The organism is Pedobacter sp. D749 (genome assembly GCF_019317285.1).
Taxonomy (GTDB): domain Bacteria; phylum Bacteroidota; class Bacteroidia; order Sphingobacteriales; family Sphingobacteriaceae; genus Pedobacter.
Genome location: NZ_CP079218.1, coordinates 866,860 through 889,739, shown reverse-complemented (window position 1 = coordinate 889,739; position 22,880 = coordinate 866,860). Strand labels below are relative to the sequence as shown.

Annotated in this window: 21 protein-coding genes; 9 read left to right on the top strand and 12 right to left on the bottom strand. The window is 38.4% G+C overall.

What is annotated here, in order from left to right:
- Positions 1 to 125: 125 nt before the first annotated feature.
- Positions 126 to 2,561 (bottom strand): TonB-dependent receptor, encoded by a 2,436-nt coding sequence (locus tag KYH19_RS03725; protein WP_219077606.1) that lies wholly within the window; start codon positions 2,559 to 2,561, stop codon positions 126 to 128.
- 340 nt (positions 2,562 to 2,901) lie between these two features.
- Between KYH19_RS03725 and KYH19_RS03720 the strand changes: the two genes are divergently transcribed.
- From KYH19_RS03720 to KYH19_RS03700, 5 genes are all read left to right on the top strand, one after another.
- Entirely contained in the window at positions 2,902 to 4,443 is a 1,542-nt protein-coding gene (locus tag KYH19_RS03720) for an aspartate aminotransferase family protein (RefSeq protein WP_219077605.1), read from the top strand.
- Complete coding sequence (locus tag KYH19_RS03715) at positions 4,388 to 6,847, top strand: GNAT family N-acetyltransferase (protein ID WP_219077604.1); 2,460 nt, start codon at positions 4,388 to 4,390, stop codon at positions 6,845 to 6,847. Before KYH19_RS03720 ends, KYH19_RS03715 begins: the two co-directional genes overlap by 56 nt.
- Complete coding sequence (locus KYH19_RS03710; RefSeq protein WP_219077603.1) at positions 6,847 to 8,205, top strand: lysine N(6)-hydroxylase/L-ornithine N(5)-oxygenase family protein; 1,359 nt, start codon at positions 6,847 to 6,849, stop codon at positions 8,203 to 8,205. The genes KYH19_RS03715 and KYH19_RS03710 overlap by 1 nt, the downstream gene beginning before the upstream one ends.
- Positions 8,206 to 8,332: 127 nt before the next feature.
- Positions 8,333 to 10,144 carry an IucA/IucC family siderophore biosynthesis protein gene (locus KYH19_RS03705; protein WP_219077602.1) on the top strand — a complete coding sequence of 604 codons (1,812 nt, stop codon included), beginning with the start codon at positions 8,333 to 8,335 and terminating at the stop codon, positions 10,142 to 10,144.
- A 274-nt stretch (positions 10,145 to 10,418) separates the two neighbouring features.
- Positions 10,419 to 11,045: a M23 family metallopeptidase gene (locus tag KYH19_RS03700; protein ID WP_219077601.1), complete on the top strand. Its 627-nt coding sequence runs from the start codon at positions 10,419 to 10,421 to the stop codon at positions 11,043 to 11,045.
- 10 nt (positions 11,046 to 11,055) lie between these two features.
- On the opposite strand, the gene KYH19_RS03695 is transcribed toward KYH19_RS03700, so the two are convergent.
- On the bottom strand, positions 11,056 to 12,759 hold the full coding sequence (locus KYH19_RS03695) for an FAD/NAD(P)-binding protein (protein ID WP_219077600.1): 1,704 nt from the start codon (positions 12,757 to 12,759) through the stop codon (positions 11,056 to 11,058).
- 461 nt (positions 12,760 to 13,220) lie between these two features.
- Between KYH19_RS03695 and KYH19_RS03690 the strand changes: the two genes are divergently transcribed.
- Positions 13,221 to 13,781, top strand: a complete 561-nt coding sequence (locus tag KYH19_RS03690) for a DUF1543 domain-containing protein (protein ID WP_219077599.1) — start codon at positions 13,221 to 13,223, stop codon at positions 13,779 to 13,781.
- A gap of 4 nt (positions 13,782 to 13,785) precedes the next feature.
- Here KYH19_RS03690 and KYH19_RS03685 read toward each other — a convergent pair whose 3' ends face one another.
- Positions 13,786 to 14,577 (bottom strand): DUF4350 domain-containing protein, encoded by a 792-nt coding sequence (locus tag KYH19_RS03685; RefSeq protein ID WP_219077598.1) that lies wholly within the window; start codon positions 14,575 to 14,577, stop codon positions 13,786 to 13,788.
- A gap of 182 nt (positions 14,578 to 14,759) precedes the next feature.
- On the opposite strand from KYH19_RS03685, the gene KYH19_RS03680 reads away from it, so the two are divergent.
- Positions 14,760 to 14,918 (top strand): Lrp/AsnC ligand binding domain-containing protein, encoded by a 159-nt coding sequence (locus tag KYH19_RS03680; protein ID WP_219077597.1) that lies wholly within the window; start codon positions 14,760 to 14,762, stop codon positions 14,916 to 14,918.
- 44 nt (positions 14,919 to 14,962) lie between these two features.
- Here KYH19_RS03680 and KYH19_RS03675 read toward each other — a convergent pair whose 3' ends face one another.
- On the bottom strand, positions 14,963 to 15,550 hold the full coding sequence (locus tag KYH19_RS03675) for a pentapeptide repeat-containing protein (protein ID WP_121282715.1): 588 nt from the start codon (positions 15,548 to 15,550) through the stop codon (positions 14,963 to 14,965).
- Between the two features lie 43 nt (positions 15,551 to 15,593).
- A complete protein-coding gene (locus tag KYH19_RS03670) occupies positions 15,594 to 16,139 on the bottom strand; it encodes a TetR/AcrR family transcriptional regulator (RefSeq protein ID WP_219077596.1) in 546 nt (181 codons plus the stop codon).
- Positions 16,140 to 16,251: 112 nt separating this feature from the next.
- On the opposite strand from KYH19_RS03670, the gene KYH19_RS03665 reads away from it, so the two are divergent.
- Complete coding sequence (locus KYH19_RS03665; protein ID WP_219077595.1) at positions 16,252 to 16,497, top strand: hypothetical protein; 246 nt, start codon at positions 16,252 to 16,254, stop codon at positions 16,495 to 16,497.
- Positions 16,498 to 16,816: 319 nt separating this feature from the next.
- On the opposite strand, the gene KYH19_RS03660 is transcribed toward KYH19_RS03665, so the two are convergent.
- The 5 genes from KYH19_RS03660 to KYH19_RS03640 form a co-directional block, all read right to left on the bottom strand.
- Positions 16,817 to 17,095 carry a hypothetical protein gene (locus KYH19_RS03660; RefSeq protein WP_219077594.1) on the bottom strand — a complete coding sequence of 93 codons (279 nt, stop codon included), beginning with the start codon at positions 17,093 to 17,095 and terminating at the stop codon, positions 16,817 to 16,819.
- Between the two features lie 91 nt (positions 17,096 to 17,186).
- Positions 17,187 to 17,654 carry a ribosomal protein L7/L12 gene (locus KYH19_RS03655; protein WP_219077593.1) on the bottom strand — a complete coding sequence of 156 codons (468 nt, stop codon included), beginning with the start codon at positions 17,652 to 17,654 and terminating at the stop codon, positions 17,187 to 17,189.
- Between the two features lie 233 nt (positions 17,655 to 17,887).
- Positions 17,888 to 18,472: a DUF3667 domain-containing protein gene (locus KYH19_RS03650; RefSeq protein WP_255562541.1), complete on the bottom strand. Its 585-nt coding sequence runs from the start codon at positions 18,470 to 18,472 to the stop codon at positions 17,888 to 17,890.
- Between the two features lie 8 nt (positions 18,473 to 18,480).
- The gene (locus KYH19_RS03645; RefSeq protein ID WP_219077592.1) at positions 18,481 to 18,735 is read right to left on the bottom strand and encodes a hypothetical protein; all 255 of its coding nucleotides are present in this window, start codon (positions 18,733 to 18,735) and stop codon (positions 18,481 to 18,483) included.
- A gap of 388 nt (positions 18,736 to 19,123) precedes the next feature.
- Positions 19,124 to 19,663, bottom strand: a complete 540-nt coding sequence (locus tag KYH19_RS03640; RefSeq protein ID WP_219077591.1) for a hypothetical protein — start codon at positions 19,661 to 19,663, stop codon at positions 19,124 to 19,126.
- 179 nt (positions 19,664 to 19,842) lie between these two features.
- Between KYH19_RS03640 and KYH19_RS03635 the strand changes: the two genes are divergently transcribed.
- Entirely contained in the window at positions 19,843 to 20,736 is an 894-nt protein-coding gene (locus KYH19_RS03635; protein ID WP_219077590.1) for a winged helix-turn-helix domain-containing protein, read from the top strand.
- Between the two features lie 162 nt (positions 20,737 to 20,898).
- Here KYH19_RS03635 and KYH19_RS03630 read toward each other — a convergent pair whose 3' ends face one another.
- Positions 20,899 to 21,234, bottom strand: a complete 336-nt coding sequence (locus tag KYH19_RS03630; RefSeq protein WP_132394810.1) for an L-rhamnose mutarotase — start codon at positions 21,232 to 21,234, stop codon at positions 20,899 to 20,901.
- 113 nt (positions 21,235 to 21,347) lie between these two features.
- Positions 21,348 to 22,865: an alpha-L-fucosidase gene (locus KYH19_RS03625; RefSeq protein ID WP_219077589.1), complete on the bottom strand. Its 1,518-nt coding sequence runs from the start codon at positions 22,863 to 22,865 to the stop codon at positions 21,348 to 21,350.
- Between the last annotated feature and the right edge of the window lie 15 nt (positions 22,866 to 22,880).

The following is a 22,880-nucleotide window of genomic DNA, read 5'->3' as shown; positions in this document are numbered from 1 at the left end:
GCTGACGATTTCCTTAAAAAAGGTCGTCATTTCGAGCGAAGTGCAACGAAGCCGAGAAATCTGCCTAGATAGATCTCTCCATTTCGCTGCGCTCCAGTCGAGATGACGACCGAAAAAAATCGAATCTAATAATTAAGCGTATACGTTAAATTATACGTACGGCCGCGGCCAGCATAATAAAATGTTTCCGGTTTAGCCAAAGCCTGGTATAAAAATACCGAACGTTGACTCCAAATGGTCTGATAATTTTTGTTCAACAGGTTTTGCACACCGAATGATAAACTTCCGGTAAATAACTTTACAGATCCCAATAAATCAACGGTAGTGAAGCCTTTTAACTCATTTTGCACCACAACATTACCAACTGTAGCATAACCTTTCGAATCAAATGAGTGGAAAGCCTGGGCTTTTATACCAAAAACTTTTCCGTTATAACCCAGATAACCTGCAATTTTTGATGGACTTGCAACAGTTACATCCTGTAATGACCAGGTACCATCAGCATTTTGTTTTTGTGTTTTGATGTACAAACCGTTTACGCCAACTTCAAAACCATTTTTCAGGTTTAATGATAATGAACCTTCAACACCTAAATTTCTAACATTTTCATCGAAAACTTCAATATTGAATGTACTATTGGTTTTTACGTTTTTATCAGATAAGGCATAAAAACCAGCTACCTGTGCATTAAATACACCTGTGCGGTAACGGTAACCTGCTTCGTACTGTTCTGTTTTGATACCTGTTAAAGGAGAACTTCCAACATTAATTGAGTTGCCTAAATTATAGTTGGTACCTACTAAGGTATAAGTACCCTGTCCGTAATATTTAGCCGGATCTGCTAAGTTAAAACCTTGCGAGAAATTAACCCATGCCTGTTGAGCAGTATTAATTTTAAATACTAAACCTCCATTTAATAAGTTTACATCGTAATGGTTTTCACCACCAGCAATGGCCGTAGCAGTTCTGCCAAAACCATAAGCCAAAGGCACAGAAGCAGTGGTGCCTACAAAATCGCCAACTTTAACAAACATACGTTGCTGACGCACACCTCCCGAAAGGCTTAAGAAGTCGGTTACTTTAACCTGCGCCTGTAAAAAACCAGATAAACCATTTACCCTAAAGTTTGGGTAACGTGTAATAGTAGCCACGGTAGTATTGTTTAAACCACCAGATGCGAAGGCTTTTGCTCTATCAAACAAAGCCTGCTGTGCGTTAAAATTCTCGTTATCCGCATCAATACCGTAAGTAAGATTCAGTCTGTTCCAATCTTTATTCAATACCAGTTTTAAAGCACTATAATTAGTATTTTGGATAGATGAACCGCTATAAAGTGCGCCAGGTATTAACGCTTGTCCTGGAAATGGGTGAAAGCTGAACTGCTCATTTCTAGCAGCTGCCTGTATGTAAAGCGTTTGTCCTCCTAAAATGTCGCTTGCCTGATAATTGGCATTGATATTCGCCCTGCTTGTTTTTGGATCAACGTCTGATGAGTAGCCATTTCTCATTTCCAAAAGGGCTGGTGTTGTTCTCAGTCCTGCATAATTGGCTCCTAAAAACAGATCTTTATCACCACGGTAACCTGAATTGTAATATTGGGCATTCACCGATAACTTTTGGTAATCAGTTAATTTAAATTCGGTACTCCCGAAAAGATCAAACGATTGGTTATACTGTAAATCGGTTTGCGTAATGTCGGTAAAAATCTGCTTTCCATCGGCGCCATAGGCTGCATTGTTTTTTTGGAAAGCCATACCAATGCGCCCATTCCAATCCTTGCTCCCGCCAGAAATAGCTTGTGCCACACGTACATCGTGATCGCTTTTTTCTTTCAGACCACTGCGAACACCAAGCTCTGTAGTAAAACTTGGCTGACTATCCTGTCCTTTCTTGGTAATGATATTGATGATACCCCCTGTTGCACCACCGCCATAAACCGCACTTGCTCCGGATAAAACCTCAATTCTTTCGATATTGAAAGGATCTATTGATTCGAACTGGCGACTTACGCCACGGGTACTGTTTAACGATACCCCATCAATCATCACCAATGCATCTCTGCCGCGTTGGTTCTGTCCGTAGTTAGTACGCCCTTCTGGACCTGCATCCAAACTCGGAATCAATTGCGCCAAAGCTTGTTTAAGTGGGATTCCGGCTCTGGCCTGTTCCTGGATTTTAGCGCCATCTACTACCCAAACAGTACCCGGTATTTCGCTGATTCTGGTCGGTTTACGTGACGATACCACGACTACTTCCTGCATGTTTGATGTAGGACTTAAGTTAAGGGTTAAGTTAACTGTTTGATTTTTAGCCAAACTCACTTTTTGTAATATGGTGGTATAACCTACATAACTTACCTGTAATTTGTAAGATCCTTCGGTTAATTTCAGTTCGAAACTACCGTCGGCACCTGTTGTAGCCGAGGCATCTTTGCCTTCAACTTTAATATTTGCTCCCGCAAGCGGTGCAGTTTCTCCAATTACCTTTCCGGTAACCGTTTGTGCTTTACCGCTAAAGATAAATCCACAGATTAAGATTGCAATTAAGTATAGATTTTTCATTTTTATTTATTTGGTTTTATTAAGGGTTATTATTTTTTTGCGCAAAGCAATCATTTATTTAGATCAAATCCAAATAAACTTAATTAAAAATTTATTTGTATAGATTTTTAAAATATTTCAAAAACTATCCATTACCTACTTACTAACAACATGTTGAAAATATTTAGAATATTATTTTTAATCAATCTAAATAAAAATATACCTTAGCAATCGGAGTTTTTAATAAAAAACAGCTCATGCTTAATTTCACCTAACCAGAGTTATTAATGAAATATCGGCTTAAAAAGATCAGATGTTTATTGCCACTTAAACCTTTAATCCTTGAAAAATTGAAAAACTAATGTTTACATCAGACCTAGAAAAACATGAACTAATTGATTTCCTTACGGAAAGTCCGAACAAGGAAATCTTTCACCACGAAAATGAAGCAGAATACCTGCATGCAGTAGGAAAAGTTACCCAGGCGGTAAAAAAATTTCTCAACAATAATCAACAACCTTTTAGTGGCATATCGCCATCGGAATTAAGGCCGCTGTTTGATTCGATTGAATTTGAAAAAACACACGACAACTACGATGCTTTGCTTAAAGAAGTTGAACAGCTTTATACCAGCCATGCGGTTGCCTTTCACCACCCAGCTTATATTGCCCATTTAAACTGCCCTATTGTGATCCCGGCAGTAGCTGCCGAGGTGATGATTTCGGCCATCAATTCGTCCATTGATACCTGGGATCAAAGTGCCGGCGGTACCTTAATTGAACAAAAACTAATCGAATGGACCTGCGATCAAATTGGTTACTGCAAAAAAGCCGACGGTATTTTTACCAGCGGCGGTACACAGAGCAATTTAATGGGGCTTTTATTGGCAAGGGATCATTATTCTATTACCGCCCTGAACCACAATATCAAATTAAATGGTTTGCCACCGGAAGCCTCACGCTTTAGGATTTTTGTTTCAGAAAAGGCACATTTCAGCATCCAGAAAAATGCTGCACTGTTAGGTTTGGGCGAAAAATCGGTGATCAAGATTAAAACCGACCGCAGTTTCAGGATCAATACCATTTTACTGGAAGATGCCATTAAACGGGAAATTGCTCTGGGCAATATTCCTATTGCCATTGTAGGTACGGCAGGCACCACCGACTTCGGCAATATTGATCCGCTTAAAGAACTTGCGTCGATAAGCAAAAAATACAACGCCTGGTTCCATATCGATGCAGCTTATGGTTGTGGCTTGCTGCTAACTGATAAATACCGAAGCCTGTTGAACGGGATCGAACTGGCCCATTCGGTCACGGTTGATTATCATAAATCATTCTTCCAGCCCGTAAGCAGCAGCGGTTTTCTAGTACGCGATAAAAACTTTTTCAACCTGATTACGCACCATGCTGATTACTTAAACCCAAAGGACCATGATGAAGATGGTTTGCCGAACCAAGTGAACAAATCAATACAAACCACCCGCAGATTTGATGCTTTAAAACTTTGGTTTACACTCAGAATGATGGGCAGAAACAAACTGGGTGGCTATTTTGATACGATTATAGAAACCGCAGCCGAAATTGCCTGTCTGTTACATTCAGATAGCGATTTCGAGTTGATGAACGAATCAGACATCAGTGCCCTGGTGTTCCGTTACCGCCCAAAAAACCTGCGTTTAGATGTGTGTGCTATGAATCAATATATCAAAAAAGCAATGTTCAATGAAGGCAAAGCTTTAGTTGCCGGCACCAAGATTAACCAACAGTTCTACCTCAAATTTACCCTACTTAACCCGCTAACTACCATCAGCGATATTGAAAATATTATTAAAATCATTAAAAAACATGGAAACGAATACGTTAGACTCAATCAAGCTTCAGCAGATTTCAGAAGAAACTAATTTTAATGCGCTTCTAAACAGTTACTGTAGAGAATTTACCAACTGGAGCCGCTATGTAGGTATCCCTAAATATGACGAATCTTTAGCCAGTTACCTGGTTACAACAAGCGATCGTTTGCATATCAGGTTTGACTTTACGGCAATTGGCTTCGAAGTATATGCACCTTTAAAATTTTATGCCGATAGTGGCCGCCATGTATTTAATTTTCCGGTAATTGAGCGGAATATTACTACTGATGTGATCAAGCCGATCAGTATTTACAGGTTTATGGAACTGGCCATTCAATTCAGTGCAGACGAATTTCCGCATGCAGATGCTGATATCGTAAATCAACGTTTAGCCAACAGTGTAGAAAACCTTGAAGCATTTCTCTCTTATTTTAAGCAAAACGGTAAACCTGTAAATTTTGCAAAAATGAGCTTTATTGAGGCCGAGCAGTCCTTAATTTTAGGTCACAACGCCCATCCCCTACCCAAAGGAAGATCTGGGTTTAACAAAAAGGATGAACTTTTTAAATATTCACCAGAAACACAGGGAAAGTTCCAGCTGGCGTATTTTTTAATAGTAGCAGATAACATCAGTGAGAAAAATGCAGAAGGTTTCGATATGACCGATCTTTTCAGGATTGAGCTTTTAGATAGCGAAAATGCTGAGGTCATAGCTTTATTGGATCAACACCCAAATTATAAAGTAGTGCCCATGCACCCTTGGGAAGCTGAATATTTGCTTACCCTCCCTACGGTAATAGCGATGCAGGAAGAAAACCTGCTGTTCTTTTTGGGGCATTTCGGAGAATTGTATACTCCGACATCTTCCGTAAGAACGGTCTACAATGCATCGAGTGATTGGATGCTTAAATTTTCATTGCACGTAAAAATAACCAACTCAGAACGGGTTAACCTGTTCCGGGAACTTCACCGTGGTTACGATGTAAGCAAATTGTTAAAAACCGAATACGGTAAAGCAGCCAAAGCCGAGTTCCCTGAAATTGAATTCATTACCGACCCTGCTTTTATCACCGTAAATTATAAAGGTGAAACCATTGATGGATTTAACATCAGCATCAGGCATAATCCATTCAAAGGAGAAGATGCTGGCAAAAATGTAAGTTTATTGGCGGCGCTTTGTCAGGATGGTTTATTGGGCCAAAAACCGAGGATTGTCCATGTAATCGAGGAGGCATCCATCAGCAAAAATAAAGCGCTTGCCCATACGGCTGTAAACTGGTTTAAACAATACCTCCACCTTTGTGTAACTCCGATTGTTGGCCTGTACAACAATTTTGGGATGGCTTTTGAGTTCCACCAGCAAAATGTGATGGTAGAACTAGATAAAGATTATTATCCTGCCAAACTTTATTTCAGGGATAACCAGGGTTATTTCTTTAGTGAAGCCAAAGCGGAGGAACTAAAAGCTGTTTATCCAGGTATAGCCGCAGAAAGTGGTTCGATTGTGCCAAACGAATACATTATCCCTAAACTCACCTATTATCTACTCATCAACAATATATTAGGTGTAGTAAATGCCCTTGCAAGCAACGACCTCGCAGATGAAAAAACCTTAATCGATCTCGTTTATCTGGAGTTTAAACAATTCGAAAACAGCGATACTACAGGTTTAGTTGATTATATCATCAACCGCCGCAGCTGGGAAGTAAAAGGTAACCTGCTGACCAATCTTTGCAATATTGATGAAGCCAGTGCGCCAATCGATAATCCGGCTATTTACCGTGAGTTTCCAAATCCACTGTCTAAATATTTCTTCTCCGAAAATCTAATCAAACCAAAAACCAATGAGGTATTGTACAGCAGGTTTTTTCCAAAGGAAAATGTGACGATCAACATCCGCCCCTTTAATATCGACCGCGATCTGGAAATGGTTCACGATTGGTTTAACCAGGAGCATGCGAAACCAATCTGGAAAATGGATGGGCCAATTAGCGGTTTGGAACTATTCTATAGAACTTTGTTGCCAAACGATTCATCACACAGTTTTATTGGCGAAATAAATGGCGAACCCACCTTTACGATTGAGCCTTATTGGCCAATGCGTGATGGTGTGGGTGCCTGCTACGATGCGTTAACTACCGATTACGGAGCACATTTATTGATTGCCCCAACCGATAAGGATAAAAAATTCAGCTTCGAGACAGGCCAGGCCTTAATGGATTTCATTTTTGAACAACCCGAAGTAGGTAAATGCATCGGTGAAGCAGCAGTGGAAAGTCGTGCGATGCACATTTTTGTAACCAGACTAGGTTTTAAATTAGAAAAAGTGATCCAAATGCCTTATAAAATGGCCAACCTAACTTTCTGTTACCGCGATTGGTACTGGGATAAATTTCCTGAAGCCAAAACTTATGCCATGATGAAAACAGCACAATTTGAAACGGAGGAAATATAATGCAGGAACAGAAAATATACGATATTGTTGGGATCGGAATCGGTCCTTTCAATTTAGGTTTGGCGGCTTTATGTGCCCCAATCAATAGCTTATCTACCTTATTTTTAGATCAGGCAAGCGAATTTAACTGGCATCCGGGCATGATGCTAAGCGATGCAACCTTACAGGTTCCATTTATGGCCGACCTCGTTACTATGGCCGATCCAACCAGTCCGTACAGCTTTTTAAACTATCTTAAACAAACAGATCGTCTATATAAATTCTATATCAGAGAAGATTTCTTTGTATTACGCAAGGAATATAATGCATATTGTAAATGGGCGATTAACCATCTGCAAAACTGCCAATTCGGACAGAAAGTAATCAGTGTAAATTACGTTGATGGTGTTTATCAGGTAGAAAAAACTGATCAGGCAACAGGATCCAGAGAGATCATTTTGGCTAAAAAAATCGTACTCGGAACAGGCACAACACCGAAAGTGCCTGATTTTATTAGGCCAGCTGAGCATAAAAATACCATACATTCTTCAGAATATTTAAAGTTCAAACACACGTTGTTGAATCAAAAAACGGTAACGATTATTGGTTCAGGACAAAGCGCCGCTGAAATTTTCTACGATCTTTTGCCTGAAACAGAAAATGGCTTAAAACTGAAATGGTTTACACGTCCAGATCGCTTTTTTCCTATGGAATATTCGAAATTGACACTGGAACTTACTTCTCCAGAGTATGTAGACCATTTTTACAACCTCAGCGATGCCAAACGCAAACAATTATTGGGTAAGCAAAATTCCTTATTCAAGGGAATAAACTTCGAACTGATTAACCAGATTTTCGATAAACTGTACGAATTGAGTGTTGATGGCGAGAAAATCAATGCCGAATTGATGCCCAATTGCCAGCTGAACAATTTAATGGTAAAAGCAGATGGCAAATACGAGCTCGATTTTTTTCATATCGAAAGCGAAAAGGATTTTACTGTTGAAACAGATTTTGTTGTATTGGCAACCGGTTACAAGTACAACGAGCCAGGTTTCTTATCCGCAATAAATGATCGCATCGCACGTAATGCAGAAGGGCTTTTTCAGGTACACCGCAACTACGCTATCGATGTAAACGGGAACGAAATTTTTGTTCAAAATGCCGAATTGCATACACATGGTTTTGTAACCCCTGATTTGGGTATGGGTGCCTACCGCAATGCATCTATTATTAATGCAATATTAGGTTTCGAAATTTATCCTGTTGAAAAAAGGATTGCTTTTCAACAGTTTAGCGTAAATGGCGAGCAAGAGGTTCTTGAACAGGCTCAGGATTTCATCCGTGACTGTCACGTTGAGCCTGTCGAAACGCCTTAAACTTTAGGTTAGTACGCATGCTGGTCGGGATTTGTAATCCCGACCATAGAGAACCGGATTTAAAATCCGGAGCACATTAGATCCCGATTGCAAATCGGGACCAACATTTATTAAAAAATTAAATACCATGAATTACAACAATTTCAATCATATAAAACCTTTAAAAAAAGAAGTTTGGGATAAGGTAAACCTAAACTATATTGCAAAATCAATCGTGGAGTTGATGCACGAGAAATTAGCAGAACCAACGCTGATCAATACAGACGAGCAAGGAAATTCTGATTTCCATCTTGCAACAGATTCTGAGGAGATCTATTATACTTTTTCAGGTCAGCAACGTACTTTAGATTATTTGCACATCGACAAACAAAGCATCAAAAAGTTTGTAAACGGAGAAAGTGTAATCGTTAACAACGCCCCGGCATTTTATACAGAACTACAGCAAACTTTTGGAATTAAACCTTTTACCTTGGCCCATTTTGTGGAAGAAACTTTAAATACGTTATATGCGGATGCATATATTCACGAAAAAGGTCGTTTAACTGCTGATGAATTGGCCAACGCCGATTACCAGACCATCGAACACCAGATGGACGGTCATCCATGGGCCACCATTAATAAAGGACGCATCGGTTTTAACCATAGCGATCAGGGTAAATATGCGCCAGAAGCAGGACAGAAAACACAATTGGCCTGGTTGGCTGTTCATAAATCAAGGGCAGCCTTTAAAAGTATCGAAAGTATTTCTCCATTTTCCTTTTACAATGAAGAACTGAGTTTAAAACAGGTTCACGACTTTAATCAGGTATTAATCCAACAGCAGCTGCAGCCTGAAGATTATTTTTTCATCCCCGTGCACGAATGGCAATGGAATAACAAAATAGTATTGCAGCTTGCACATGACATTGCCCATCAATTGATTATTCCAGTTGGTATTGGGAAGGATGAATACATGTGTCAAAACAGTATCCGTACTTTCTTTAATGTAAGTGAACCTAAAAAACATTATGTAAAAATGGCCATCTCTATTTTAAACACCTCCATTTTCAGAGGACTTTCGCCTAAAAAACTGGCTATTGCACCAAAGGTAACACAGTGGGCAAAAGACATGTTACTGGGTGATGAATATTTAAAACAAACCCGCGTTGTACTCTTAGGCGAGGTGGCTACAGTTGCTTACACGCATCCCCAATATAGCGAAATACCCGATTCACCATATCAATACCAGGAGTTTTTAGGTGCAATCTGGCGAGAGAGTGCTGAAAACTACTTGTTAGAAGGCGAAAACATCATGACTATGGCGAGTTTGCTTTATGTAGATGATAATGGAAAAAGCATGGTTGAGGCCCTGATCGAAAAATCGGGTTTAACTGCCGAAACCTGGTTAAACGCTTATTTATCGGCTTATCTTAAACCAGTGTTAAGGATTTTTTACAAACATGCTTTTTTCTTCAGTCCACATGGCGAAAACACCATTTTGGTAATGAAAAACAGTGTACCGGAGCGGATTATCATTAAAGATTTTGTAGAAGAAATTGTGTTAACAGAAGAATCGAAAGCAAAATTACCGAATGATCTGGTAGATGTTTTAAGGGAAATTAACGATGAGTTGGCGCCTTTATTTATCCTATCGGGGATATTTGATGCCCTTTTCAGATACCTAAGCAATATTTTCCACAGTTATGTTGGCATGGATGAAAAGCAATTCTGGCGCCAGGTGGCAGATGTAATTTTAGCATTTCAAGAGGAAAACCCCGAGCTTGCTCCTAAATTTCAAAAATTCGATTTGTTTGTACCCGAATTTATCAGGGTGTGTATTAACCGTGTTAGACTGTTAACCCATGGCTATAGCGAAAGCACCGATGTTCCGGTACCGGAATTGATTGGTACGTTGGTTAACCCTACGGCAGAAGCTTTGAAAGAGAATCTTTTGGCGTAATGTGAAGTCAGAGGTTTCCATCTGACTTTGAGTAAATCCAGACGATCAAATAAATTTCTCTCCGTGACAGATGGTAACATCTGCCACCACGAAAAGGTTCGTCATTGCGAGAAGGCTTTTTCAGCCGACGAAGCAATCTTACAACCATCGCTACTAGCGTGAGCATTAAGATTGCTTCGTCGTTCCTCCTCGCAATGACGGTCTAATTATTTTAAACTATAAAAATAGTTTATATCAATAAAATCATTATCTTGCCATTAAATTACTCCCTGGTATGAAAACATTATTATTTATCTTTTTATCGACACTATTATTCGAAACACCGACCATTGAAAAAGATCGGGATCGCTGGAAACCCTATTATACCGATACTGCTCCTGCAAAAACAGCCGATCAATGGTTTCTACCTTTTGATGTGACTAACCGAAAAAAAGTAAATAACATTAAAATCATCAGCATTTTTGGCGATCATCGGGATAGTTATGTTAAAGGTCATATCCATACCGCCATTGATATTAATCCTGCCCAGCCAAAAGCGAAACTGGTTAATGTTTACGCTATGGCGAATGGAATAGTTTGTTCTGTACATTTAGGCGAAAATCAACGCACTGTGGTCGTTAAGCATAAACTCCCTAATGGCCAAACGATGTTTACCTCCTACAAACACCTTAAAGAGGTTTATGTTAGCAACGGACAAAATGTTGATCAAAACACTAAACTCGCCAGGTTATTTACACCACAGGAAAGTAAAAAGTATGGCGGCGATTATCACCATCTCCATTTAGAAATCAGGAAAAAATTTGATGATTATGGTTGCGCAAGCTGGTTAACCTTTAATAATAAACAGCTTAACGAAAGGTTTTATAATCCTCAGGCATTTATAAAAGAACACATCAAATAGATAAGGATTTTTAGCTCAAAATACGATCCAACACCGCTCCAGATGCTGCTTCAGAGAAATCGATACCGGAATAATCGGGATTATAACCACCAATGTATGGAACGGCCATGATATAGATTCTTTTATTCGCCTGCCCAGTATCATCAACCACCTGAAAATAATCGTTGATGGTGATACCTGGAACAGTTAAAAGGTAATTATCGCCTTTTTTGGTCACTAAATCATTATGCTTCATTTCTTCCTTTCCAATAGCAGCCGACTGGAATTTTAATCTTGCCGGACTTATGGTGCCATTTTTAATTAAGCTTTTAAAAGGAAAATCATCAAAAGAAAGATGGGGTTGACCAATACAATCAATAAAGGTATCGAAATGGACAGTAACCTTTTTATCATCTACCTTGTAATGGTAATCTGCCCCCCCGGTTTTTAAGGGTTTTACTTCTGCATCATCGCCAACAGCTACAATACTTAATACTCCAGCATCATGCAGGGCCAACAGTTCCCTGCACGAACTTTGGGGTACAAATGCAATTACAATGGATATAAGTGGCATTAACACTTTTTGCAAGCGTTCCATATCTTCTGCTGAAAGGTATTTTGCCGGATAGTTCATCGCAAAACTTAAAATGGCAAGTGCCTCTTTCCAATAGATTGATTTTCTCTTCTCAATCGATTTTTCTGCTTCTTCATATTCCTTTTTGAAGAGATCAAATGGTTCCATTTTTTCGCGATAGTCCATCATCGTACTTACGAACTGCTCAAGATTCATGTTTTTGATCTTTTCATAAAAAACAGGATCTTTTTCAATGAACATCTCTTTAAAATTCTTCTCAAATACAAAATCTAAAGGCAAAAAGCCCTCATTTACCTTAATGCTTTTTTGGATTTCGGTTTTACTTAGCGTTTCGTCCTTCCCTAAATGCGAATCTTCCAGGTGAAACCTAATCGCTGGTAAAAGCCCGCTCCTGGAGTGCATCACGATTTTAAAACCTTTATTCTTTAAATGGCACGAATAGGTTCCATCTTCATTATCGGAAAAATTTCCGTTTTGTCGCGCCAGGGTTCTTAAGGCATCAATGGCAGTTAACGAAGAGCCCATAATGCCAACGGCGTGGTTCAGTTCTAAAGCAATTTTTTTAGGTGGATATGGTGAATCGAAATAATGAGGAATTTTACCTTCATATTTTTTTGGCCAATTATGACCAGTGCAGATAATTACATGATCGAAATGAGCCTGATCACGTCCTTTAACACTTACCGCTACCTGATTATCGGCAGGTAAATCGATAATATCCTCTACTATACAATTTAAATGCACATTGGTCTTAATCCCGTTAGTTTCTGCAACCTCTTTTAATAACTTAAACTGAGCGGAAAGATATTCGCCAAAAAACAATCTGGGCAATACCTTATACTCGTTAAATTTATCGGCGTTAATATCGAATTTTTCTAAAATTTCTTTAGGTGCTATTTTCACCCACTCTTCAATGGAGTTATATATGATTGGAATTTCATTGTCAGACACATTAGTAATGTGTTCTACATTTGCTCCTTCAGCACTATAAGGCATACCCGCTCCTAAATAATCTTTACGTTCGAATATCTCTATTTCGAAATTGAGAGCTTTAGATTCAATTAATCTTTTATACATGAACAGACCGCTCGGGCCGCCACCAATAATGGCAATTTTCTTTTTTGATGTTTCTATATCCATTTATAATTTATACAATCCTAAAAAAAGGAAATTGTTTTAAATCGATGGAAAATGTAAGAGAGATGATGGAATTGATTGCCATGGAGGCACGAAACGCGAGGGAATACTCTTTCCCGGTTGTCATCCTGAGCATAGTTTATTTTCTCCTCGTAAATCCCCTCGGGTTACCGTCATTTCGAGCGGAGTGCAACGCAGTCGAGAAATCTGTCTAGATAGATCTCTCCATTTCGCTGCGCTACAGTCGAGATGACGAACATTATTGGAGTATGTCTTCAACTCTTTGCCCTCTGTGCCTTTCTTTGTGTTCTCTGTGGTTAAAAACAAGAAAATATCAAAACTCCAAGAACCTATTTTGATTAATGCTGTTAAAAGGTGAGTGAGTTAGGAGTTTGGAATCAATCAACAATGTTAAATGAACGAATGACCAATCGAACTAATGTACCAGTGAACAATTAAACCTTATGAACGATTTAAAACTATATATGATTTTACTGGGCTCAAAAGCCCCAAAAAGAAACGTAGAGCAGCACGACTATTTCTTCGGTATCGCCCATTCACTAAAAGATCTTGTGCCCGAAATTAAAGCATTTTGGCCAGGAACAGGTACAAGCCTGCATATTGATGGCTGGCGGGAAGTAACCAAAGTTGATGATTACGGAATCAGTATTAAATTAAGGGATGAGCATACGCTGCCATCGCTACATAAATTGTTCTTTATCAACCTGGGGGGATATTTATCCAACAAATTATACGAACAGCACCATATTGTACTATCAGTGCATGATGAAAGGGCCAAAGCCATTCAGGATGCCAAAAAAACGGTGTTTTTTAAAACCAATTCAATAAAAGGTGCCAATTCGCATATCGACGAAAAATATGGCATTGATGTAGATGATATTTACAAAATTGAGGATATTTTAAGTGAGGAGGCTAAACAGAAATACCATATCGAAATAAAATCATCTTCAGGATTACCTGAAGATGAGATTCATTTGGGCTATTTTAAGCTGGATAAACTTTAAGCGATTATTTTTTAACGAGGCTTTTTAACCAAACCACCAGATCGTAGGCAGCTTTATCGTTTTCGAAGCCCATTTCTTTTGGTAAACGGCCATTAACATATTCATCGTACAACCAAGGGTCGGCAATGGCAATTACATTTCCTTCACCAAATCTGGTAGTGGCAATAACCGTTGCACCAGCTGCATTTTTCAATACCGGTTTTGCACCGTTTTTGGTGTCGATCGAGCATACATCTTTCATGAATATTTTTTTTGCCGTTTTAAACACCGGATTATTTTTGATCACGATGCCGCCATCTTCAAAATGTGCATCATCAATAACATGATTTTGCATTTCATTGGTAAAGTACATGCCGAATACATTAGCCAATTTATTAAAGTGTGGTAACTCTACGTTTGCACTATCGTTAGCAAACATCACCAATACCCCACCCTGCTTTACCCAGGCAGAAATTGCAGCAATATGGTCAGCTTCTATGTAATTCGGTTTAGGATTTTCTTTCGGACGATCGGGATCTACAATTAAGTAAACATCACTTCCTTTTAAATTAGCTATTGTTGGTGCTGTTTCAAGCGAATCCAATTTAAATCCTTCTTTTTTAAATACATTACCAAAAATGGAAAAACCACTCATTGCCTGCTCATTCCACAAGTAATGAAAACGCTCTACCTCTCCCGCTTTATTTTTTCGGGTTTCACGATTAAAAAAATAATCTAAAGTAACAGTTTGTGCACTTGCCAGAATAGATGAACAGATTAAAACAGAAAGTATGCAAGCTTTAAAAAGCAATTTCATAAACATATCAGATGTAATTGGTTAATAATCCAAAAGTATAAAATTTAACGATAATGAAATTGTTATAATCAACCAACAAAGACATCATTAAAGATAAAACTTGCTCTACATACAGGTAAATTGATTGACCAGAACAAAGAAATACCGCCATTCTTAAAATCAATATAACAGCTTTACAGCCAATGCATATAATCCTGCTCGACGCCATGCCCGATATGGTTTCTTATAATAATTTCCTCAGAGACAATATAGGTGCAATGGCTTATGTAGGAAATATCCAGAGCTTTTTGGTACTGAATCAATCAAAGGCCGGAACAGCCTATGCCTTGGAGCTTGGTTAACGGGTAAATTATTGAAATTGGTTAATCAATTCAAAATTAGCGGACTAATCTTCAATATCCAGTTTGAAGTGATCCAATAAACCAGAAAGGTTAGCAGACAAAAATCTGGCCTTTTTCATTTTGTTCAGCGCAGGGTCGAAAGAAAAATTACTTGCCGTGCGGAAATCAGTTTTCTCCAGAATTGTCCGATTAAAAGATGTTGCGGTAAGGTCGCAGTTATTAAAAACAGCTGAAGTTAAATCGGCTGATTCGAAATCTACTTCCTTTAGCGAGCAGTTAATAAAATTTGTTTTCCAGAGCTTGGCACCATAAAAAACAGAATAATCTAAAATACAACCACTAAAAGAAAAAGAGAACATAAATTTATTGCAGGTAGAAAAATCAATACCCAATATTTTACAGTCTTTGAAGGTAATGTTACTAAAACCTGTGCCTTTTACCTGAGTGAGAGAGAAATCACAATGGCTAAATTCACAATCCACAAAGTCGTTATGGCTCAGATCACTTTTAGAAAAATCGCATCTTATAAATTCACATTTAATAAATTCTCGCTTTAGCAGCTGTTTACCAGCATAATTGATATCGGTAAAAGTTTTATTTTGGTGAACGGTAGTTTCGATGGGTTCTTCCATAAAATTATAGTTTGATAACTGGGGGAGCAAAAGATATTTCAGTTTAAAGATTAATGAGGGTTTCCAGTATTTGTTGCTTATTTTTATCGCTGATGTTATAAATACCAAGATTATCCGAATACCACAACCCATCGGCAACAAGCATCATAATCAGATGTTTTATGCCCTGTCCGGTATCGTCGCCATTTCCAATATACAGATTAGACCATTCATCCCATGTTTTGCGATACTCCTCGTTAATGAGTACAACCTGCATCACAATTTTCATGGTTCTCCGATAATGTAAATCGTTACTTTTATCAATAATAAAGCGCAGGTAAGCCAAACTCCCTTCCTCATTGCCCGATGATTTTTTTTCTTCTATAATCCACTCGGTAAGCTCTGCCAAACTTTGGTTCATCAATTCTTTTAGCAGATCTTCTTTGTTTCGGAAATGATGGATAATCCCCCCCTTGCTCAAACCCGTTTTATTGGCAATGGACTGAAACGTAACGCGATGCCAATCTGACGCGCCGATTTCTACAGCTGCTGCTAAAATAAGCTGTTTGCTTACCTCAGGCTCTTTTTTTCTTTTATAGGGATTTTCCATCAAACAAAGATACCGAACGTTTGGTTTGTTTGCAAATTATTCTTACGTTTGCATTTACAAAAGATCAGTTTCAGCTATGAATTGATCCTGAAATCCTTAATCATTCCTAAATATGTCCAGATACATCACCATCATTTCTACCATTATAGAATCGGGCAGCGATACCAATTTAATTGCTTTGGCCGTTGCAGGGTTGCAGAATATTTCAGAATGGTCTATCGATCTGGAAGATTGCGACAAAGTAATCCGCATTGTTTCTGCAAAAGATATCAGCAATGAGTTTTGTGAAAAACTGGCATTCTTTGGTATAAAAGCATCGGTGATGGAGGTTTTTGATGATCATTATCACCTGATGTAGTGTTCTAAACCTGCATGACGATCGCCTTAGTGAATATCTACTAAAAAACAAATACAAGCTAACCATATAAGACATTTAAGAACATATAAGCTTAAATGAACTTATGTTTCATAAATGGTGAAATAAAAAATTGGTTTGCGAGCCACAGCGCATTGATAAGATACCAATAAAAAATCGTCATCTCGACCGAAGCACCGCAGAGCAGAGAGATCTAAGCTATTGTGAAATAGATTTCTCCGCTACGGTCGAAATGACGACTTTAAGATAAAGATTGCTGAATGTTCGCCCGCAATGACGATCTATTGCGACAATAAAACTTTTACTGTTTCGGCTCTCTTTTATTGTCTACCGCCGTACTAAATGTTTTATTAAACTCGCCTTTTATCCAAGTCGTTTTTCCAGTTTGCTCTACCGGAGGGGCAATAATGTAATTTCCGGTTTCGCTATCCAGGATCACGACCATATTATTGGCATTTACTTCTGTGTGGTACCTACCCCCGGTTTGATCTTGTCCGTTTTTAAAACTGATGGCCGTAAACATTAAGCCAGCGCCCAAGAATCCCAGCAAAAGGGATTTTGTGTCTAATGTGATTTTCATATTTTTAAGATTTATTTGTGTGTGTGAAATCAAGATAAGATTTCTGAGCACCACATTTAAATTCTAACAGAAATATTGCACTATGTTGCTGCTAAATTTTAAACATGAGATAGGTTAAAGCTGCTGCAATCAAAATAATGAGCGCCAGTTTTATCAAAAAATTTTTGAGTGGATTTTGGTTATTTCCGGAATTATCAGAGATGATATTTTTAATATCGGTGTCCCTGCTTTGTTGCACCGTATTGCTGCCAGGCTTAAACTGCATTAGCTTTTCAACATAATCTTTGCTTTCGGCCAAGCCTGCGCCCGTTGCATCCTTATAATGTTTAATGGCATTTAACTTATTGCCCTGACTTAAAATAACCAATAGCTCTGCATCCAGATCTGCCGGATTGTTTATTGGTTGCTGTACTCCTTCTTCCAAAGCATCTACATAATCTTTTGCTTCTTTTAAACCACAGCCACTGTGATCTTTAACTATCTTAACAGCAGCAATTTTCTGGTTCCTTGAGAGAAATAATTGCGCTTTTTGCTTTACTTCGGGGCTAACATTAATCATAAATTAAGCTATCAAAATATGGACCAATTATTAGCCTGAAAGAGGTTTCTATTTAGCAGGAAAGATGCTGAAATAAATTCAATGCTTTGAAATGATGGCTAAAACGATTCCAATTATAAAGGTTAATAAATTGTACGATACCGGAACAAGGATACTTCTTAAAATCAAGGCTGTTTTACTATAGCTAAAAGTAGAAAAAAACTGATAATAAAACCAGATGCTATAAAAAAGCCCTAAAACCAAACCAACACCATAAGTAAAAAAACAATCACTTTGGTATCGGTATAAAAAATAGTAACCACCGAAATAAGCAGGCCCATAATCAGTTCTACAATAACACGGTTTGAATTTAACACCAGGTGCTCGGAATAATTAAGCTTCGCTTTCCTGAACCATAAAAAAGATAAAAGGGAATAAATGGGAATGGTTACGATCAATATCAGCTTTGGATGTTCGGAGATAAATTTTTCAGTACTACTCATCGCGGCCTTGCCTCCCTCAGGCATCAGATCAGACATATTAAAATGGCTATACGGTGCAATTAGACCTGATGCCGTCAAGATAAGCAAGATGAGCGTAACAAAACTAAAATAAGGAACCCTCTTACCCTGGATAAACTCGCGTACACTGTGGCCAGGCCGGGTAAAAAGCGCTTTAAGGGTAAATAAAATACCTTTATCAACATGCCATATACCATGAACAAAATCGTGAGCCAGGAAATGTTTAATGGAATAGCGGTGCGTAGAAGATTTTTGCCCACAGTTAGGGCAGAAATTCTGAGTTACCGGAGCGGTACAATTCAGGCAATCGGATGACATAGAATTGGTTATTTTGAATTGCGGTTTTTAATTTCAGTATTAATCTGGCGAAGGCTAATAAAGGCTGGTAACAATGCCAGCATGCAGGATATGGGAATAGCTGCCAGAACTTTTGGCGTTTTAGCCGTAATAACAAGATAAATTAAAACCAGAAATGCGGCAAGCATTACCAAACCAAGCCCAATTAATGCGCCCTTTATGCTCTGTTTTTTCTTGTATAATTCTTCATTAGATAATTCGGTAAGTGGAATTACTTTTTTCATATTGTTAGTCTGGTTAATAATCTGAAGCACAAATGTTGGGATACATGATATGGCTGAACAAATATACAATATATCACGAATATGAGATAAAAATATTTAAAATTGATTTGGCAATTTTCCAGCACGATTATTTTTCATCTACAGAACAGAAAACAGCAAAGCGTTTTAGATAATTGTGCTCTAAAATGCACAGATGTGTCCCATTCGATAGGTTAACCAGGAAGAAAGTTTTTCAAAACATTCTTCCCGGTATGTACACGATGTTAACTTTAATCTAAAACAATTCCGTTCAAAATCTTATGTAATTACTTTTTATGGATGCTTTTGCTGAGCTTTCCCATAGAAGAAATATTAAAAGCAATCATTAACAACAATGTAGATATTTTACTCAGCAACCTCCTTTTCGGGGAACACGTTTAAAAATCACTTTATTATCACGCTCTACATATTCGCACGACACTATTGGATATGAATACTTAGGTGCATGAGATACGTTGTGGCTTCTAATTATTATTTTGTCGTTAACTTTCAGACTATGCAATTGCTCGAGTTGAGACTTTTCCGGCTCAAATTTTACAATATAATCCTCACCGTTAATCCTGGCCATGACACCAAAACCTAATCTTGATCCTGGCGGAAGAGAAAGAGAGCTTACAACTGCCTCCATATTGGTGAAAGTATTTATATGCTTCCTTATTTTAGCGGCACCGGCAAGCACTTTTTTACCTGCTGGAGAAGCTTCCCATTTTTTGTACTTTATACCGTCAGGTGTAGCCTCCCATTTTTTCCTTTCGGCTTTCCTTTCCGCAACAGAAAGCGACTTTGAGGACGGCTTCTTAGCAGTTTCAGTCTTGATTTCACGATTAGCAAATACTAGTCCGCTCACCACAACCAGTGGTAACATCAATGCATAAATTAATTTTTTCATGATTTTTGGGGTTTACTAAATAACATATAGATTCTGTTGATAAGTCAAATCAGATAACATACTTTTATTTTTTCATATGCTACCAAAGTTGATGCAGCAAAATTACTATGACATTTTCCGGCTTGAGACATTTGAATTGTAAATAAAAATGTAAACTTTGTAAATAAAAAGCTGACACTATGCTTGATAGCCGAAATTACTTCTACGGGAAAGGTAAATATCTATTTGGATTCATGCTGGTTTTATTTATCGCTGTCACCGGTGCAGCTTTCAGTATGACTGGCAGCGAGGACTTTGATTTCGCCAGAAGAGAAGTTTTGCTACGCAGGATCGGACATGAACTACTTTTGCAGTCGGGCGACAGCACATCAAGGGTACTTCCGATAAAAAAGGTCGCTGAAAATGAGTACCTGATCAGATTTGAGAAGGAGTTTACTTTCGACCCCATCTCCCTGGTGAATACCACTAAACGTTTGTTGGCCAATGACCCGCTGGCGGATGATTATGTTGTTAAAGTTTTGAACTTTAGCGACTCCAGCGTAGCCTATGCTTACGCGATATCCAAAAATAAAAAAGATGAAATTATAGCTTGCATAGGAAGAAAACAGCCAAAAGCACGTTACATGATTGACATTAAACTGAAACCGACAGGCATAAATACCACAAAGAATGGATATCTTTTGGGCAGCCTGCCATTTTTAGCTTTTGTTGGTTTTATTTTTTTCAGATCTGTTAAACCGCGAAGAGCTTTACCCATTGATGATCAGCATCCAAACATGATTACGTTGGGGTCGGTTTTATTTGATGCGAAAAATCGTAAACTCACCATAAACGAAAAGATGATAGAATTAACCGGAACTGAAACCAGGTTACTGCTCATCTTCGCGCGGTCTCCTAACGAACTTATAGAGAGAAGCCGGCTGCAGAAAAAAATATGGGAAGACGAAGGTGTTATTGTAGGGCGTAGCCTGGATATGTTTATATCAAAACTTAGAAAAAAACTAGAGGCCGATCCTGCGATCAACATTGTTGTGATACGGTCTAAAGGATATAGGCTTGAAATTAACGCTTAAAACCCTCCTCCTACTCTAAATTAAGTTTATTGGATTCGATTTGGCATTTGTAGGAATGCTTAAAGGTTAACACCTTAATCATACCGCCTGATAGAGATCTTAAACTACTGGTCCCGAAAATAAAGAGGGGCAAATTAGGCCCTCGGTTCGTTTTTATTATCGTTAGCCTTTTAGCTGGAATATATTTTTCATCAACACCCACTTTTCTCCTGGTTTTGCAAAAGGCAGTGCCTGCTGATATTTCCACATTAACATTTCCCACTCCTCAACCCGTGGGTTAGAAGCATCCATAAGTGCCTTTTTTTCGAAACTGAAATCGTCTTGTGTTTCCATCACCATAAATAAGCGGTTGGAAATGCGGTAGATTTCCATATCCAGTATTCCAGAGTCAGTTATGCTTCGTTTAATTTCAGGCCATCCATTAACATGGTACGCTTCATATTCTGCGATAAGTTTTTCATCATCAACCAGATCAAGGGCCAAACAGTATCTTTTCATTTGTAATTATAAAATTTCCATTAGGTTAATTATTGACATGATAATTAAACTACTTCCAAGCTCACCAATATGCAGCGTTCAGTTTCTACCAAAGCGGATTTAATATGATAGTGTTATTTCTTAAATTCTATTTTATATCCTGTTACCGCCCAGGCTGGATAATTTTTCGGTTTTTTGATCACCAGTGAACCATCTGTTTGTGTCCAGTCCAATTTTTCTTTACTACCCAAAAGGGTAACCGAACTGATCGGTTTATCCAGATATTTAGAATTTTTTCCCAACAATTCCATTTTTATATCGGTTTTGGGAACAGCTAAACAGAATGCAAAAAGGTCGCGGCCCTTTGTTGTATAACGGATATCTGTAGCCTCGTATTCACGGGTGTCTGTCAATCCGCCGAAAACGCCTTTTTTCTGGTTCGATTTAATTGTAGATGGTCCTTCGCCGTAGACTTTCCAAGGCCTTGTAGCATAAATTCCTTCTCCATAAGTCTTGGTCCATTCGCCTATTTCCGTTACTATTTTGATTACATCAGGCTCTAAATCTCCTTCCGGTGTTTGTACAACATTAATCAGTAAATTTCCATTTTTACTGACTACATCAATTAAAAGCTGGGCAATTCCATTTGCACTCTTGTAACGTTGTCCGGTTCTGTAATACCAATCGCCAATTGAGGTATCGGTCTGCCACGGAAAAGGGCTGATTGAATCCAGCACACCACGTTCTACATCCTGGGCCCACTTACCTCCGGAAGCTTCTTTAGGCGTGTAAACTGCTTCCAGTTTACCTTTATTTTTAACCATATCCTGATTGTAATAATGTGCCACCATTTTACGTCCATATTCTTCAAAAGGAACTTTGCTATCAGAATAAAGCAGATCAGGGTGATAGAGATCAATAAGTTCAGTTACATATTCTAACCATTTTTTATGCCATGCAGGATTATTGGTCAACCATTCTTTGATATTGCTCGAGTCGGCAGGTAAATGATACAGGTCTGAATATTGAGGATCGCGGCCATCATACGGAACACCGGCAAACTGGCCGGTTGTATCCGACCCATGGCTGGGCTGGAACCAGTTGAAACTTGCAGCAAGATGCTCAGAAACCCCAAAACGGAGACCTTCTTTTTTTGCTGCTTTCTGCCAAAGTCCAACTACATCTTTATGTGGCCCCATATTTACCGAATTCCATTTATGTATCTTCGAATTCCACAAAAAGAACATATCATGGTGCGAACCCATGCTTACAAAATATTTGGCACCCGCTTTTTTATAAAGCGCCATTAATTGTTCAGGATTCCATTTTTCTGCCTTCCAAAGCGGAATAATATCTTTGTAACCAAATTTGGATGGTGTTCCATAATGTTCTACATGATATTTATTTTGATTATTACCCTGTAAATACATGTTTTTGGCATACCAATCGCCCTGACGAGGAACCGCCTGAGGACCCCAATGCGACCAGATACCAAATTTGGCATCACGGAACCAGTCGGGATATTTATACTGTTGTAAGGATTCATCGGTAGGGCTGAATTTACCTTGCTCAGTAGTAGTGGTCTTTTGCTGAGCTTGTGCATTTAACAACATGGAAATTGTAATGATGCTTAAGAATATTCTTTTTTTCATTGTGTGATCATTTAA